This is a genomic window from Amycolatopsis sp. QT-25 (genome assembly GCF_029369745.1).
GTDB lineage: Bacteria > Actinomycetota > Actinomycetes > Mycobacteriales > Pseudonocardiaceae > Amycolatopsis.
The window spans coordinates 6416517-6432614 of record NZ_CP120210.1; the positions used below are offsets into that span (position 1 = coordinate 6416517).

The following is a 16098-nucleotide window of genomic DNA, read 5'->3' on the forward strand; positions in this document are numbered from 1 at the left end:
CGAAGTCATGACCACTGGAAACAAGGCCCTGCTCGTGATCGACGTCCAGCGTGGCTTCGACGAGCCCGTCTGGGGCCCGCGCGACAATCCCGGCGCGGAGGCCAACATCAAGGCGCTCGTGGCCGCGTACCAGGAGCGCGGGCTGCCGATCGTGCTGGTGCACCACGATTCCGTGCAACCCGGCTCGTCACTGCGACCTGGCCAGGAGGGCAATCACTTCAAACCCGAACTCGACGGTGTGCGCGCGGATCTGGTGTTCGGCAAGAAGGTCAACTCGGCCTTCCACGGCGACATCGATCTCGACGGCTGGCTCAAGACCCGCGGCATCACTTCGTTCGTGCTCGCCGGTATCCAGACGAACTTCTGCTGCGAGACCACCGCGCGCGTCGGCGGGAACCTCGGCTACGACGTGACTTTCGCGCTCGACGCCACCTTCACCTTCGACCTCGCCGGGCCGGACGGCAGCGTCCTGACCGCCGGCGAGCTGTCCAAGGCGACCGCGACGAACCTGCACGGCGGCGGGTTCGCCACGGTCACCTCGACGAAAGAGATCCTCGGGAGCCTTTGAAACCCCGGAAGCGCTTGGGCCGGGCTGGTCGTGAGTGGCGATTCGGGTTCCAGTGCGGGTTAAGGCAAACGTGTCGTGTGGGTGGCAAGGCCGTGAAGGACTCCTTGAGGGACCCAGGGTCCCTCAAGGAGGCCTTCACGGCCAGCAAACCGACCCCTCGCGCACGACCACCTGTACCGGCGCCTTCCCGCAGTTCTCCCCTCAGGCCCGGTCGATGACCGCCTTGAGGAACCGCCGCGTCCGGTCGTGGTCCGGATCGTTGAACAGCTTGTCCGGGGTGGCGTCCTCCAGCACCTGTCCCTGGTCGAACATCATCACCCGATCCGAGACGTCCCGCGCGAACTGCATTTCGTGCGTGACACAGAGGATCGTGATGTCGGTGGACGCCGCGATCTCGCGCAGCACGCGCAGGACGTCGGCGACCAGTTCCGGGTCGAGTGCGGAGGTCACCTCGTCCAGCAGCAGCACGTCCGGCCGCATGGCGAGCGCGCGGGCGATCGCGACGCGCTGCTGCTGGCCGCCGGACAGCTGTGTGGGGTGCGCGTCCCTCTTGTCCGCGAGCCCCACCATATCCAGCAGTTCGACGGCCCGCGCCTCGGCTTCGTCCCTGGTGACGCCGAGCGAGTGGATCGGTGCTTCGGTGATGTTGCGCAGTACGTTCATGTTGGGGAACAGGTTGAACTGCTGGAACACCATCCCGATCCGCTTGCGCGCCTGCCGCAGGTACTTCTCGTCCGCGGGCACCAGTTTTTCACCGCGCTTCGTGTGGCTCAGGTAATCGCCGCAGACCTCGATGGTGCCGCCGTCGACCTTCTCCAGGGTCATCAGCAAGCGCAGGATCGTCGTCTTGCCGGACCCGCTCGGCCCGATCAGCGAGACGAATTCCCCTGGCGCGACGGTGAAATCGAGGTCCCGCAGCACCACGTGGTCACCGTAGGACTTGACCACCCGCGAGAACCGGATCATCGGGGATTCAACCGTGGGCGGCACGACGCTCCAACCTTCTCACCAGAATCGAAGCCGGCAGGCTCACCAGCAGGAACAGCACCCCGGCCAGGGTGTACGGCTCGACGACGCGGAACGTTTCGGCGCCGACCTCTTTCGCCCGGTTGAGCACGTCGAGGACGCCGATCCCCAGCAGCAGCGGGACTTCCTTGAACAACGAGATCGTGTAGTTGCCCAACGCGGGCACCACTCGCGGCACCGCCTGCGGCAGGACCACGGCCGTCCACACCCGTGACCGCGGCAGGTTCAGCGCGGTCGCGGCCTCCCACTGTCCTCTCGGGACGGCTTCGATCCCGGCCCGGTAGACCTCCGCCGCGTAGGTCGCGTAGTGCACGCCGAGCGCCACGACACCGGTGACGAACGGCGACATCGTGAACCCCGTCAGCGGTGGCACCAGGTAGAAGATCGCGAACACCTGGATCAGCAACGGAGTGCTGCGGACGAACTCGATGAACAGCGTGACCGCCTGCGACAACACGGGAATGCCCGTGCGGCGGATCAGCGCGAACATCAGCCCGAGCGCGTACGCGACGGCCGAGGCGAGCAGCGTGATCTCGACGGTGACCAGAAGCCCCTTCAGCAGCAAAGGAATCGAGTCGTAAGCCGCTTCCCAGCTCCAGTCCATCAGACACCCCCCGCCACGGCCGTCATCTTCGACGGCACCTTGCCGAGACGCCGCGCCGCGGCCCGCTCCAGCGCCCGCATCCCGCTGGTGATCAACAAGGCGATGAGCAGGTAGAGCACGAGTTCGGTGCCGTAGATCCAGCCGATCTCGGCGCCGAACACCGGCCGCAGCAGTTCACCTTGCCGCGCCATCTCCGGCACGGCGATGAACGACAGCAGCGCGGTGCTCTTCAGCAACTGGATGAACAGGTTGTTGAACGGCGGCAGCATTTCCACGAACGCCTGCGGGAGAATCACCCGCCGCATCCGCTGAGCGGGCGTCAGGTTGAGCGCGATGGCTCCTTCGAACTGAGCCCGCGGGACCGAATTCACCGCGCCGCGCACGATTTCGGCGCCGTACGCGCCGTGATTGAGCCCGAGCACGAGAATCCCGGCGAACATCGGGACCAGTTGGAAACCGACCAGCACGGGCAGGACGAAATACAGCCAGAAAAGCTGGACGACCTCCGACGTTCCACGGAAGATCTCCACGTACACCCGTGAAATTCCCCGCACGAGCCGGGACGGCGATCTCAGCGCGAGCCCGGCGGCCAGCGAGAGCACCACGGTGAGTGCGATCCCGCCGAGGGTGGCGGTGACGGTCGCGGGCAGTCCACTGAGGACGGACGTGATGATGTGCGACACCGACGACGACATGACGTCAGCCCCGTCACACCGCGCAGAGTTTCTCGGTGGTGACGTCGGGCTTCGGCAGGTTGGCCGCCGAGAAGCCGAACGGCGTCACGATCCTGGTCCATTCGCCACTGTCCTGCAGCTTCTTGAGTTCGGTGTCGAAGGCCTCGCGCAAGGGGTTGTCGTCCTTGCGGAAGACGAAGGCGCCGGCGGAAACGACCGGCTTGCCGTCCTTGATCGGATCGAAGCCGGGGGTGACCTCGGCCGCCGCGCCCGGATTCTTGCTCAGCACGTCCTTGAGGGAGATGTCGGTGAGCGCGGCGCAGTAGACCCGGCCGTCGGTGACCGCGCGAAGCATGTTGTCCTGCGAATCGAGCGTGACGATCTGGTCCTCGGCGACACCGGAGTCGGCGGCGTACCCCTTCTCCACGGCCGCCGAGAGCACGGCGACCTTGACCTTCTTGGCCGCGATGTCCTCGAACTTCAGCACCTGCCGCGGATTTCCCTCGGGTACCAGCAAAGCGGTCAGCGCCGAGTAGTCGGGGATCGAGAAGGCCGCCGCGTCGCACCGCTCCTTCTTGATGTTCATCCCCGCCGCGACGATGTCGTACTTCCTGGCGTTGAGCCCGGGGATCAACTGGTCGAAGGAGACCGCTTCGGCTTCCACGCCGTCGATGTTCATGGCCTTGAAGACGGCTCGGGCGACTTCGGGGGCTTCCCCGGTGACCTTGCCGCTCTGGTCCGTGAAACCGTAGGGCGCTTCGTTCGCGATTCCGATTTTGATCTTCTTCGCGTCCTTGGCCGATTGCAGTACGTCCCCCGAGCCGGTCGACGTACACGCGGACGACAGAACCGGGCCGCCGATCGTCACCGCGCCCAGAACAGCCGACCGCCGGAAGAATTCTCGCCTCGACCATTCGCCGTGCGCCATTGCCGCACCCCTTTTCGATCGATCGGTTCGATCGAAACGTAGGGCGGGCACCTCTGTCCCGGCAATGCGAGCGGCTCACCCATCAGCGGGCCGTTACGGTACCGAGATCAACGGTGACGTTCAGTGCCCAGACCGTGGCGCTCCCGCACCAATCCGACAATTCCGTCCATGATGTCGGTGAGTTCGTAGTCCTTCGGCGTGAACACCTTCGCGATCCCCCGCTCCAGCAGGAGCTTCTCGTCGTCGGGCGGGATGATGCCGCCGACGATGACCGGGACGTCGCCCGCGCCCGCGGCCCGCAAACCGTCCACGACCTGTGGCACGACCTCGAGATGCGAACCGGAAAGCACCGAAAGCCCGACCACGTGCACGCCCTCCTGGACGGCGGCCGCGACGATCTGCTCCGGCGTGAGCCGGATGCCCTGGTACACCACCTCGAAACCGACGTCACGCGCCCGGACGGCCACCTGTTCGGCGCCGTTCGAATGCCCGTCCAGGCCGGGTTTGCCGACCAGGATCCGCAGCCGCTCACCGAGTTCGGTGTTCGTCGCCTTGACCCTGTCGCGGACGCGGCGGAGTTCCTCGTTGCCCTCACCCGCGGCCGCCGAGGCGGAAACCCCGGTAGGGGCACGGTATTCACCGAACACTTCGCGCAACGCCCCCGACCATTCCCCGGTGGTGACACCGGCGCGGGCGCACTCGATCGTCGCCTCGAACAGGTTTTCCGATGTCTTCGCGACGGTCTTCAGCTTCTCCAGCGCCGACTCGGCGGCCGCGCTGTCGCGGTGCGCCCGCCATTCCTCGATCGCCGTGACGGCCTGTTTCTCGACGGCCGGGTCGATCGTTTCGATCGCCTTGGCGCCTTCGGCCTGCAACGGGGAAGGCTCCGTGGTCTCGAACTTGTTGACCCCGACCAGGATCCGCTCGCCGTTCTCCATACCGCGCCGGTATTCCGCGAGCGAGGCGACGAGTTGCGACTTCATGTAACCGCTTTCGACAGCGGCGACCGCACCGCCGAGATCCTGCACCCGCGCGATCTCTTCGCGCGCGCCCGCCATGATCTCGTCGACCTTGGCCTGGATGACGTGCGAGCCGTCGAAGATGTCCTCGTACTCCAGCAGATCGGTCTCGAACGCCAGCACCTGCTGCATCCGCAGCGCCCACTGCTGATCCCACGGCCGGGGCAGGCCGAGTGCCTCGTTCCACGCGGGCAACTGGATCGCGCGGGCCCTCGCACCGCGGGAAAGCGAGACCGCGAGCATCTCCAGCACGATGCGCTGGACGTTGTTCTCCGGCTGCGCCTCGGTCAGTCCCAGCGAGTTGACCTGCACGCCGTAACGCAACCGGCGCGCCTTCGAATCCGTGACGCCGTACCGATCACGGGTGATTTCGTCCCACAGCGCGGTGAACGCGCGCATCTTCGACATCTCTTCGACGAACCGCACACCGGCGTTGACGAAGAACGAGATCCGCGCGACCACCTTGGCCATGTCGGACTGCTCGACCTGCCCGGAATCCCGCACCGCGTCGAGGACGGCGATGGCGGTGCACAACGCGTACGCGACCTCTTGCGTCGGCGTCGCGCCGGCCTCCTGCAGGTGATAACTGCAGATGTTGATCGGATTCCACTTCGGCACGTGGTGCACGGTCCACGCGATCATGTCGGTGATCAGGCGGAGACTCGGGCCCGGCGGGAAGATGTAGGTGCCACGGGAGAGGTATTCCTTGATGATGTCGTTCTGCGTCGTGCCGGTGAGCTTGGCCAGCACCTCGTCCACGTCACGGCCCTCGGCTTCGGCCTGCTCGCGCGCCACGGAGACGTAGAGCGCCAGCAGCCACATGGCCGGCGCGTTGATCGTCATCGACGTGTTGGCCTCGGCGAGCGGGATGCCGTCGAACAGGCGCCGCATGTCGCCGATATGCGAGACCGGGACGCCGACCTTGCCGACCTCGCCCTTGGACAGCTGGTGGTCCGGGTCGTAGCCGGTCTGCGTCGGCAGATCGAAGGCGACCGAGAGACCGGTCTGCCCCTTCGCGAGGTTGCGGCGATACAGCTCGTTGGACGCGGCCGCGGACGAGTGGCCCGCGTAGGTCCGCATCACCCAGGGGCGGTCCCGTTCACGATCCGTGGGATAGGGCACGGTACACCTCCGGCACTGGACGACCGCCTGAGTGTACCGGCCGGTAACATCGGCCGTGCAGTTGAATCGGACACAGTCGGGTCATTCTCCGGCGACCGAATCGTGGCGCTGCCGTGCCTCGCCCACCGCTGTCGCGAGCTTTTCCCGCACTTTCGCCACATCACTTCGCCACCTCACCGACACCCACGAGGATGACCGGCGCCTCGCGATCCTTTCCGGTGCCCGCACCGAAGTTCGCCGACGCCCACGCCAGCACGCCGAGCCTGCCGAAGGTGATCGTCCCGGTCTCGCCGGGTCCCGGGGTGACGACAGGATCGGCCGGCCCCGCCGGCTCCTTGAACTTTTCCTTGCGGCGAACCAGCGAGCTGGTCTGGATGACCCGGCCGTCCGTCACGGCGTAGGTGGTCGACGCGAGCCTGAGGTAGCGGATCAGCTGCCTGCCGACGGAAGGGAACACACCCGCGACGGTGAGCACGGCCCACGCGGCCACGTGGACCGCCGTGTCGTGGTTGCCCGAAAAGAACAACGTGACGCCACCGAGCCAGAGCAGGCCGACAGGGACGTTGAAGTAGTCGCCGGGATCGAAGAGGGGCCTGCGCACCGGCTGCCCGGCCCAGCTGACCCGTTCGCCTGGAAGGAGGTCGATCCGCCCCTCATGCGTGCCACGGCACCCTACCCGTCCGCGAGGCGGGCGAGGAGTGCCCGTTCGTCGGTCGCCGGCAGGCCGAACGGACCTCGATACATGAGCGGACGACAAGCCCGCCTCTTCCCGCAGGCCAGGGCTTGCCGGGAAGCGCACCGGACACTGTGACCGAAATCCGGGAGACTCCCCCGCATGCGGCGTCTAGCGTGAGTGACCGTGACCTGGAGTTCGTACAGCAGCTACCTGCTCATCGTCGTCCTGCTCGTCCTCGCGCCGGGGCCGGACACGATGATCATGCTCAAGAACTCCCTGTCCGGTGGCACCCGCGGCGGTTTCCTCGCCACGGCGGGGATTTTCGTGGCCAACACCGTCCAGGGCACCGCGGCCGCGCTCGGCCTCGGCGTCGTCATCGCGCAGTCCCAGCCGGTGTTCGTGACGCTCAAGTGGGTCGGCGCCGCGTATCTCGTCTTCCTCGGTTTCCAAGCGCTGCGCGGCGCTCGGCGAGGCGACTATTCCGGTGTCGCGGCCGTGAAGCAGCAGGGAGCGACCGGATTCCGCCGCTTCCGCGAAGGTTTCCTTTCCAACATCACCAACCCCAAGGTGCTCGTGCTGTATCTGTCCGTGCTGCCGCAGTTCCTCGACCCCGTGACGACGTCGGCGTGGCACGCCCTGCTCCTCGCCTACACCGTCGCGGTGCTGGGCGCGATCTGGCTGATGACGCTGCTGTTCTTCGTGCATCGCGTGCGTGCCTGGCTGGAACGCCGCGAGGTCCGCCGCGCGCTCGACGGCGTCACCGGGACGGCGCTGGTCGGGTTCGGCGCGGCGCTCGTGCTCGAGTGACGAACCCGCGCTGCCGGGCCGGGTCCGCCGACCGCGGGCGGTGCCCCGGTCTTGGCCGGAACCCGGCGGCGCGTGACCTACGGTCTGCTCAAGCCCGGTCGGGTTCCCCCGTGACGCGCTCGATCCGGGCGCCGAGGCGGTTCAGGTTCTCCACGAAATGCGGATATCCGCGATCGATGTGGAAGACGTCCCAGACCTCGGTGACACCGTCCGCGCACAGCCCGGCCAGCACCAGCCCGGCGCCGGCGCGGATGTCCGCCGCCCACACCGGAGCGCTCGAAAGCTTCTCCACGCCCCGGACGACGGCGTGGTGCCCGTCGGTGCGCGCGTCGCCGGAAAGCCGCATCATCTCTTCGATGAAGCGGAACCGGGCCTCGTAGATGTTTTCCGTGATCATCGACGTGCCTTCGGAGACCGCCGACAACGCCACCGCGAACGGCTGCAGGTCGGTCGCGAAACCGGGGTACGGCAGCGTCACCCAGTCGACGGCCTTCGGGCGCTCGTTCTGGACGATGCGGAAACCCTTGCCGTCGAACGTCTCGACCTCGGCGCCCGCCAGGCGGAGCTTGTCGAGGACCAAGTCGAGGTAGTGCGGGTTGACGCCGCGGACGGTCAGGTCGCCCCTGGTCATCGCGGCGGCGAACGCCCAGGTCGCGCCGACGATCCGGTCACCGATCACGCGGTGCTCGGTGGGATGCAGCTTCTCGACGCCCTCGACGGTGAGCGTCGAGGTGCCCGCGCCTTCGACCTTCGCGCCCATCTCGGTCAGCATCGTGCAGATGTCGACGATCTCGGGCTCGCGTGCGGCGTTGTCGATGACCGTGGTGCCCTCGGCGAGCACGGCGGCCATCAGGATGTTCTCGGTGGCGCCGACGCTCGGGAAGTCCAGCCAGATCTGCGCGCCGCGCAGCCCGTCGGCCTTCGCCACGACGCAGCCGTGCTCGATGGTGCTGGTGGCGCCCAGTTTGCGCAGGCCGTTCTGGTGCATGTCCAGCGGACGGGAACCGATCGCGTCACCGCCCGGCAGCGCGACGACGGCCTGCTTGAGCCGTCCGACGAGGGGACCCAGGACGCACACCGACGCGCGCAGCTTGCCCATCGCGGCCGAATCGGCCCGATGCGACAACTCCGCCGGAGTGGTGATCTTGGCGGTGTCACCGTCGATGACGACGTCGCAGCCGACACTGCGCAGGACGTCGCCCATCAGGGGGACGTCCAGGATCTGGGGGCAGTTCGTGATGGTCGTCGTACCCTCGGCCAGCAGGGCCGCGGCCATCAGTTTCAGGACGCTGTTCTTGGCCCCGACCACGTCGACCTCGCCGACCAGCCGTGCTCCGCCGTGCACGTCGAAGTGCTCGCTCATGGGCGCCAATCATGCCCTCTCGCCCGGATTTGCCTTACGCCGGGCCGGTAGAGTCGGCTTCATGGTCGTTCGAATCAACCGCGTGTACACGAAGGTCGGCGACAACGGCACCACGGCCCTCGGCGACGGTTCCCGCGTGCCGAAGACCTCGCCGCGGCTGTCCGCGTATGCCGACGTCGACGAAGCCAACTCCGTCATCGGGCTCGCGCTCGCGATGGGCGGTCTCTCCGAGGAGATCACGCAGGTGCTGCGTACGGTGCAGAACGACCTCTTCGACGTCGGCGCGGATCTGTGCGCGCCGATCGTGGAGAACCCGCCGTACGAGCCGCTGCGCATCACCGAGCGGTACATCGAGCGGCTGGAAGGCTGGTGCGACGAGTTCAACGAGCGCGTGCCGAAGCTGACGTCGTTCATCCTGCCGGGTGGCACCCCGGGCGCGGCGTTCCTGCATCAGGCCCGCACGGTCGCACGACGGGCGGAGCGTTCCGGCTGGGCACTGTCCGAGGCCGAACAGGCCACGACGAATCAGCTCGCGATCAAGTACTTGAACCGGCTTTCGGACCTGCTGTTCATCCTGTCGCGGCTGGCGAACCCGGACGGCGACATCCTCTGGCAGCCCGGTGGCGCCTCCTGACGACGCAATTCGGCACCTGGTTGCGGTCGTTGCGCGTGCAAGTACCGCAACCAGGTGCCGAATTGCGTGCCGGTCGGAAGTTCAGCCCTGTTCCTGCGCAGTCCAATAACGCTCGAGGTCGACTTCGGGCGTGCCGTCCTTACCCGGGTCGATCGCCTTCATCGTGATCGTGTCCTCCAGGGACACGGCCTCGGGAAGGTGGCTCCAGCGGTTCGTGTCCTCGCTCTGAGTCATAGACCGAGAATAGACGTGAATCACGTCGGGAACCCGGTAGAAATGCCGCTTCGTGATGATCCCATGTTTCGAGGGCGCATCCAGTCGACTAAACGCCCCAGGAACTCCGAAGCGCGGCGAGGGCGTCATGGAAGCCGGGGAAGGTCTTCTTCACGCACCCCGGGTCGTCCAGCGTGATCCCCGGTGTCCGCAGCCCCGTGACGCTGAACGCCATCGCGATCCGGTGGTCGCGCCGGCACTTCACCGGAGTCCCCGCCGGCACACCAGGCCGGATCTCGATCCAGTCCCGCCCGGTCTCCACCGAGACACCCATCGCGCGCAGGTTCTCCTCGCACGCCGCCAGCCGGTCGCATTCCTTGATCCGCGTGTTGTAGACGTCCTCGATCCGCACCGGCCCGTCCGCGAAGGGCGCGATGGCCGCGAGCGTGGGCACGGTGTCGGAGATGTCGCGCATGTTCACCGTGACGCCGCGCAGCCCGCCGGTCCCGGTCACGGTCACGGCGTCCGAACCCACCTCGACCTCCGCGCCCATCTGCCGCAGGACGTCGACGAAGGCCAGGTCGCCCTGCAGAGCGCCCTCGCCAAGGCCCGGCACGGTCACCGAGTTGCCGGTCAACGCGGCGGCCGCGAAGAAGTAGCTGGACGTCGAGGCGTCGGGCTCGATCTCGTAGCGGCAAGCCCGGTACGGCGTGGGCGGCACGACGAACGTGTCGCCGTTCCGCACCACCTCGACGCCGAAGCGCCGCATCATGGCGATGGTGATCTCGACGTAGGGCACCGAAACGAGGTCGGTCACGGTGATCCGCAGTCCCTCGGCGGTCAGCGGCCCGGTGAGCAGCAACGCGGTCAGGAACTGGGAGGACAGCCCGGCGTCCAGCGTCAGTTCCCCGCCCTTGATCCCGGCGGCCCGCACGACCAGTGGATGGTGCCCCGGCGAGCCTTCGAAGGTCAGGTCGACGCCCAGTTCCCGCAACGCGTCGGTCAGCGGCCCCAGCGGCCGGGCGCGCATCTGCGCGGAGGCGTCGAACCGGAAGGTGCCGTGCCCGGCGGCGGCCAGTGCGGGCAGGAAACGCGCGGTGGTGGCGCCGTCGCGGCAGAAGACGTCCGCGCTGTCGACGGCGGGCCCCTCGGGCCTTCCCTCGATCGTCCACTCGCCGGAAGCGCGGGAAACCTGATAGCCGAGGTCGAGGAGACCTTCGGCGAAGCCCTCGGAGTCATCCGAACGCAGCGGCCTGCCCAGCACGGTCGTCCCGTGGGCGGCGGCCGCGAGGAACAGGCCTCGGGCGGTGATCGACTTCGAACCGGGGATGTCGACGATGGTCACGGCGTGAGCATACGGCGTGCCGGACCGGCGAACTCACGTGCTCAGAGGCGCGACACGCGTGATTGGACGCGTAACTCACGTGCTCAGAGGCGTAACTCGCGTGCTCAGGAGGCGCGCGGGAGGCGGCGCCCTGGTGGGGCCGACTCGAGCCAGGAGAGGAAACCGGTGAGGGCGCCGGGGCCCATCGCCATCTCGATCGCCTCCTGCGTGGCGGATTCACACCGCAGGACGATCGAGCCTTCGGGGACGGCGTACGCCTCCGTGCCGGAGGGGTCGCGCCGGTCCGCGATCTCCATGCTCTCCCGCTGGAAGACACGGTCCGGGCCGGTCCGCAGGCTCCACACCCGGAACCAGACGAACTCGTCGCCCTCGTAGCGGCCCAGCCCCAGATGCCAGCTGGACCGCGCCTCGTCCGGACGCCACCGCAGCGCGACGCTCACGCCGCCACCGCGGCGCATCCGGACCCACCGCAACGAATACCAGGCCGCGACGACGGCCAGGACGGTCAGGGCCCCGAGAACACCCACGGCGATTTCCACGGCCCGGCCCCTGTCCTTCGCCCGGTCAGACTGACTGACCGGCCGCGCGGAGCTGGGCGGTCGCCCTGGCCCGCTCTTGCTCGTCGTCGCCGCTCAGCGCCTTCTTGGCCGCATCGACGTCGATCTCGTGCGAAAGCTCCGCGCTTTCGGCGAGGACGCTCACGCCGGTCGCGGTGACCGACAGGAATCCGCCGTGCACCGCGGCGGTCACGGTCTCGCCGTCGGTGGTCGTCACCTTGACGACGCCACCCTCGACGAGCTGACCGAGGACAGGCTCGTGACCGGCCATGATGCCGATCTCGCCCTCGGTGGTCTGCGCCACCACGAACGTGGCGGTACCGGACCAGAGACGGCGCTCGACGGCTACCAGCTCGACAGAAATCTCAGCCACGTAGCTTCCCTTCACTTCAGGTGCTGGCACCGAGTGTAATAGTCGACGATCCCGGTATGCGAACGACGGGACCAGTGTCCACAACAGACACCGATCCCGCCGCTCGCCGGAACATCACTTCTTGGTGATTTCCTTGTACTTCTTCTCGAGGTCTTCGAGGCCACCGATACCCAGGAACGCCTGCTCCGGGTAGTGGTCGAAGTCGCCCTTGCTGATGCGGTCGAAGGACTCGATGGTCTCCGACAGCGGCACGGTCGAGCCCGGGATGTTCGTGAACGCCTCGGCGACCAGCATGTTCTGCGACAGGAACCGCTCGATGCGGCGCGCGCGCTGCACGGTGAGCTTGTCCTCTTCCGAGAGCTCGTCCATCCCGAGGATCGCGATGATGTCCTGCAGCTCCTTGTACTTCTGCAGGATCCGGATGACCTCGGAGGCCACGCGGTAGTGCTCCTCGCCGACGATGGCCGGGTCGAGAATGGTCGACGTCGACGCCAGCGGGTCCACCGCCGGGAAGATGCCCTTCTGGAAGACACCACGCGAAAGCTCGGTGGTGGCGTCCAGGTGGGCGAACGTCGTGGCCGGGGCCGGGTCGGTGTAGTCGTCCGCGGGGACGTAGATCGCCTGCATCGAGGTGATCGACCGGCCACGGGTCGAGGTGATCCGCTCCTGGAGCTGACCCATCTCGTCGGCCAGCGTCGGCTGGTAACCCACGGCCGAAGGCATGCGGCCCAGCAGGGTCGACACCTCGGAACCGGCCTGGGTGAACCGGAAGATGTTGTCGATGAAGAGCAGCACGTCCTGGTTCTGCACATCGCGGAAGTACTCCGCCATGGTCAGCGCGGACAGCGCGACCCGCATCCGGGTGCCCGGCGGCTCGTCCATCTGACCGAAGACGAGGGCGGTGTCGTTGATGACGCCGTCCTCGGACATCTCCAGGAAGAGGTCGTTGCCCTCACGGGTGCGCTCGCCGACCCCGGCGAACACCGAGGTACCACCGAAGTTCCGGGCGACACGGGTGATCATCTCCTTGATGAGCACCGTCTTGCCGACGCCGGCACCGCCGAACAGGCCGATCTTGCCACCCTGCACGTACGGGGTCAGCAGGTCGACGACCTTGAGGCCGGTCTCCAGCATCTCCGTCTTGCCCTCGAGCTGGTCGAAGGACGGCGGGTTGCGGTGGATGCCCCAGCGCTCGAGGTCGTCGCCGTAGCCGGGCTCGTCGAGGCACTCGCCGAGCGCGTTGTAGACGTGGCCCTTGACCTTGTCGCCCACCGGCACGGTGATGGGGCCACCGGTGTTGGTGACCTCGGCGCCACGGACGAGGCCGTCCTGCGGCTGGAGCGAGATGGTGCGGACGAGGTTGTCACCGAGGTGGCTGGCGACCTCGAGCGTCACCGTCTTGCGGAGCTGCTCGAACTCGATTTCGACCTTGAGCGCGTTGAACTGGTCGGGGACGGAACCGCGCGGGAATTCGACGTCGACGACCGGGCCGGTCACCGAGACGATGCGCCCCTTGGCACGGGCTTCAGTACTGGTCATCAGTCATCACTTCCTGCTGCGGTGAGAGCGTTCGCCCCACCGACGATTTCGGAGATCTCCTGGGTGATCTGCGCCTGGCGGGCCTGGTTCGCCTCCCGCGTCAACGTGTTCACCAGTTCGTTCGCGTTGTCCGACGCCGCCTTCATCGCGGTGCGGCGGGCGGCGAGTTCGGACGCGGCCGACTCGAGCATCGCCGCGAAGATCCGCGTGTTGATGTACTTCGGCAGCAACGCGGAGAGCAGCTTCTCGGCACTGGGCTCGAACTCGTAGCTCGGGAGCAGGCTTTCCGGCTTCTCTTCTTCGCCCTCGGTGTACTCGACCTCGAGCGGCGCGACGCGCTTGGCGGTCGGACGCTGGGTGAGCATCGAGACGAACTCGGTGTAGACGACGTGGATCTCGTCGACACCCAGGATGCCGTCGGCGTTGCCCGCCTCGTCGTCGGCGCCGTTCAGGAACGACTCGACGATGAGCTCACCGGCTTCGACGGCGTTGGTGTAACCGGGCTGGTCGGAGAAACCCGTCCAGCCTTCGGTCACCTCGCGGCCGCGGAACCGGTAGTAGCTCAGGCCCTTGTTGCCGGTCACGTACAGCACCGGCTCCTTGCCCTGTTCACGCAGCAGCGTGAGGAGCTCCTCGGTCGCCTTCAGCACGTTGGAGTTGTATCCACCGCACTGGCCCTTGTCGCTGGTGATCACGAGGACCGCCGCCCGCTTCGGGTCGGGGCGCTCGACCAGCAGCGGATGGTCGAGGTTGGCCGAGGCGCCGGCCAGGGCCGAGAGCACGTTCGTGATCTCGTCCGAGTAGGGCCGGGACGCCGCGACCTTCGCCCGCGCCTTGGTGATGCGCGCGGTGGCGATGAGCTCCATCGCCTTGGTGATCTTGCCGATGGACTTGGTCGCCTTGATACGCGACCGGAGTTCTCGGAGTTGTGCGGCCATGAGCTATCAGCTCACTTCTTCGGTGCGGGCTTGTTGACCTTGACGGTCTCCTGCCCGACCTTCTCGGCGTCCATCGCGTCGGAGACCTCGAGGAGGCTCTTGCCCTCGGCGGTGGTGAACTCCCTCTTGAACTCGTTCACCGCGTCGACCAGCCCGGAAGCGGTCTCGTCGGAGAACTTGCCCGACTCGCGGATGTCCTTGAGGAGCTCGCCGTGCTTACGACGGGCGGAGTCGATGAACTCTTGGCTGAAGCGGCGCACGTCCTCGGTCGGAACCGAGTCGAAGTGCCCGTTGGTACCGAGGTACACCGTGACGACCTGCTCCTCGACCGGGATCGGGGAGTACTGCGGCTGCTTGAGCACCTCGTACAGGCGGGCACCACGCTCGAGCTGCGCCTTCGACGCGTCGTCGAGGTCCGAGGCGAAGGCCGCGAAGGCCTCCAGCTCGCGGTACTGCGACAGGTCGATACGGAGCGAACCCGAAACCGACTTCATCGCCTTGACCTGCGCGGCACCACCCACGCGGGAAACCGAGATACCCACGTCGATGGCCGGGCGCTGACCGGCGTTGAACAGGTCCGACTGGAAGAAGCACTGACCGTCGGTGATCGAGATGACGTTGGTCGGGATGTAGGCCGACACGTCGTTCGCCTTGGTCTCGATGATCGGGAGACCGGTCAGCGAACCCGCGCCCAGCTCGTCCGAGAGCTTCGCGCAACGCTCGAGGAGACGGGAGTGCAAGTAGAAGACGTCGCCGGGGAAGGCTTCACGGCCCGGCGGGCGGCGCAGCAGCAGCGAGATCGCGCGGTACGCGTCGGCCTGCTTGGTCAGGTCGTCGAACACGATGAGGACGTGCTTGCCCTCGTACATCCAGTGCTGGCCGATGGCCGAGCCGGTGTACGGCGCGATCCACTTGAAGCCGGCGGAGTCCGACGCGGGGGCCGCGACGATGGTGGTGTACTCCATCGCGCCGGCGTCCTCGAGGGACTTCTTGACCGCGGCGATCGTGGAGCCCTTCTGGCCGACCGCGACGTAGATGCAGCGAACCTGCTTCGACGGGTCGCCGGAGTCCCAGTTGGCCTTCTGGTTGATGATCGTGTCCACCGCGACGGCCGTCTTACCGGTCTTGCGGTCACCGATGATCAGCTGACGCTGGCCACGGCCGATCGGGGTCATCGCGTCGATCGCGGTGATACCGGTCTGCAGCGGCTCCGACACCGGCTGGCGCTCGACCACCGAAGCGGCCTTGACCTCCAGCGGGCGGCGGCCGGTGGTCTCGATCTCGCCGAGGCCGTCGATCGGGGCGCCCAGCGGGTTCACGACGCGGCCGAGGTAGCCCTCGCCGACCGGAACCGAAAGGACCTGCCCGGTCCGCTTGACTTCCTGACCTTCGACGACGGTCTCGAAGTCACCGAGGATCGCGGCACCGATGGAGCGCGCGTCCAGGTTCAGCGCCACCCCGAGGACTCCGCCGGGGAACTCGAGCAGTTCGTTGGCCATCGCCGAGGGAAGGCCCTCGACGTGGGCGATGCCGTCACCGGCGTCGATGACGACGCCAACTTCTTCCCGGCTCACGTCCGGGGCGTAACTCGAGACGTAGTTCTCGATCGCGCTACGGATCTCATCCGAGGAGATCGTCAGCTCCGCCATTTCAATCCCGCTCTCGCTTCGTTCGTGCCAGTGTGCAAAGTCGTTGTTGTGGGTCAGCCGGCC

At 67.3% G+C, this 16098-nt stretch carries 17 protein-coding genes; 3 read left to right on the forward strand and 14 right to left on the reverse strand.

Features of this window, described 5'->3' with window-relative positions:
* Positions 1-7: 7 nt before the first annotated feature.
* Positions 8-568 carry a cysteine hydrolase family protein gene (locus tag P3102_RS29905; RefSeq protein ID WP_276363661.1) on the forward strand — a complete coding sequence of 187 codons (561 nt, stop codon included), beginning with the start codon at positions 8-10 and terminating at the stop codon, positions 566-568.
* Between the two features lie 201 nt (positions 569-769).
* Here P3102_RS29905 and ehuA read toward each other — a convergent pair whose 3' ends face one another.
* The 6 genes from ehuA to P3102_RS29935 form a co-directional block, all read right to left on the reverse strand.
* Positions 770-1534 carry an ectoine/hydroxyectoine ABC transporter ATP-binding protein EhuA gene (gene ehuA / locus P3102_RS29910; RefSeq protein ID WP_276371416.1) on the reverse strand — a complete coding sequence of 255 codons (765 nt, stop codon included), beginning with the start codon at positions 1532-1534 and terminating at the stop codon, positions 770-772.
* Positions 1535-1541: 7 nt separating this feature from the next.
* Positions 1542-2198 carry an ectoine/hydroxyectoine ABC transporter permease subunit EhuD gene (gene ehuD, locus P3102_RS29915; protein ID WP_276363663.1) on the reverse strand — a complete coding sequence of 219 codons (657 nt, stop codon included), beginning with the start codon at positions 2196-2198 and terminating at the stop codon, positions 1542-1544.
* A complete protein-coding gene (gene ehuC, locus P3102_RS29920) occupies positions 2198-2893 on the reverse strand; it encodes an ectoine/hydroxyectoine ABC transporter permease subunit EhuC (RefSeq protein ID WP_276363665.1) in 696 nt (231 codons plus the stop codon). The genes ehuD and ehuC overlap by 1 nt, the downstream gene beginning before the upstream one ends.
* A 13-nt stretch (positions 2894-2906) precedes the next feature.
* Complete coding sequence (ehuB, locus tag P3102_RS29925; protein ID WP_276363667.1) at positions 2907-3800, reverse strand: ectoine/hydroxyectoine ABC transporter substrate-binding protein EhuB; 894 nt, start codon at positions 3798-3800, stop codon at positions 2907-2909.
* Between the two features lie 107 nt (positions 3801-3907).
* Entirely contained in the window at positions 3908-5941 is a 2034-nt protein-coding gene (locus P3102_RS29930; RefSeq protein ID WP_276363668.1) for a protein meaA, read from the reverse strand.
* Between the two features lie 160 nt (positions 5942-6101).
* Positions 6102-6542 carry a hypothetical protein gene (locus tag P3102_RS29935; protein ID WP_276363670.1) on the reverse strand — a complete coding sequence of 147 codons (441 nt, stop codon included), beginning with the start codon at positions 6540-6542 and terminating at the stop codon, positions 6102-6104.
* Between the two features lie 252 nt (positions 6543-6794).
* Here P3102_RS29935 and P3102_RS29940 point away from each other — a divergent pair, with 252 nt between their 5' ends.
* On the forward strand, positions 6795-7424 hold the full coding sequence (locus tag P3102_RS29940) for a LysE family transporter (protein WP_276363671.1): 630 nt from the start codon (positions 6795-6797) through the stop codon (positions 7422-7424).
* A gap of 88 nt (positions 7425-7512) precedes the next feature.
* Here P3102_RS29940 and murA read toward each other — a convergent pair whose 3' ends face one another.
* A complete protein-coding gene (gene murA, locus P3102_RS29945) occupies positions 7513-8787 on the reverse strand; it encodes a UDP-N-acetylglucosamine 1-carboxyvinyltransferase (protein ID WP_276363673.1) in 1275 nt (424 codons plus the stop codon).
* 61 nt (positions 8788-8848) lie between these two features.
* Here murA and P3102_RS29950 point away from each other — a divergent pair, with 61 nt between their 5' ends.
* A complete protein-coding gene (locus tag P3102_RS29950; RefSeq protein ID WP_276363674.1) occupies positions 8849-9421 on the forward strand; it encodes a cob(I)yrinic acid a,c-diamide adenosyltransferase in 573 nt (190 codons plus the stop codon).
* Between the two features lie 81 nt (positions 9422-9502).
* On the opposite strand, the gene P3102_RS29955 is transcribed toward P3102_RS29950, so the two are convergent.
* The 7 genes from P3102_RS29955 to atpA form a co-directional block, all read right to left on the reverse strand.
* On the reverse strand, positions 9503-9655 hold the full coding sequence (locus tag P3102_RS29955; protein WP_276363676.1) for a hypothetical protein: 153 nt from the start codon (positions 9653-9655) through the stop codon (positions 9503-9505).
* 88 nt (positions 9656-9743) lie between these two features.
* Positions 9744-10979: a 3-phosphoshikimate 1-carboxyvinyltransferase gene (gene aroA, locus P3102_RS29960; RefSeq protein WP_276363677.1), complete on the reverse strand. Its 1236-nt coding sequence runs from the start codon at positions 10977-10979 to the stop codon at positions 9744-9746.
* Between the two features lie 104 nt (positions 10980-11083).
* Entirely contained in the window at positions 11084-11518 is a 435-nt protein-coding gene (locus P3102_RS29965; RefSeq protein ID WP_276363679.1) for a DUF2550 domain-containing protein, read from the reverse strand.
* Between the two features lie 25 nt (positions 11519-11543).
* Positions 11544-11909, reverse strand: coding sequence for a F0F1 ATP synthase subunit epsilon (locus tag P3102_RS29970; protein ID WP_125785130.1), 366 nt, complete (start codon positions 11907-11909; stop codon positions 11544-11546).
* Between the two features lie 114 nt (positions 11910-12023).
* A complete protein-coding gene (gene atpD, locus P3102_RS29975) occupies positions 12024-13448 on the reverse strand; it encodes a F0F1 ATP synthase subunit beta (protein WP_276363681.1) in 1425 nt (474 codons plus the stop codon).
* Positions 13448-14386 (reverse strand): F0F1 ATP synthase subunit gamma, encoded by a 939-nt coding sequence (locus P3102_RS29980; RefSeq protein ID WP_276363683.1) that lies wholly within the window; start codon positions 14384-14386, stop codon positions 13448-13450. The genes atpD and P3102_RS29980 overlap by 1 nt, the downstream gene beginning before the upstream one ends.
* A gap of 11 nt (positions 14387-14397) precedes the next feature.
* The gene (gene atpA / locus P3102_RS29985) at positions 14398-16035 is read right to left on the reverse strand and encodes a F0F1 ATP synthase subunit alpha (protein ID WP_276363685.1); all 1638 of its coding nucleotides are present in this window, start codon (positions 16033-16035) and stop codon (positions 14398-14400) included.
* Positions 16036-16098: the final 63 nt, after the last annotated feature.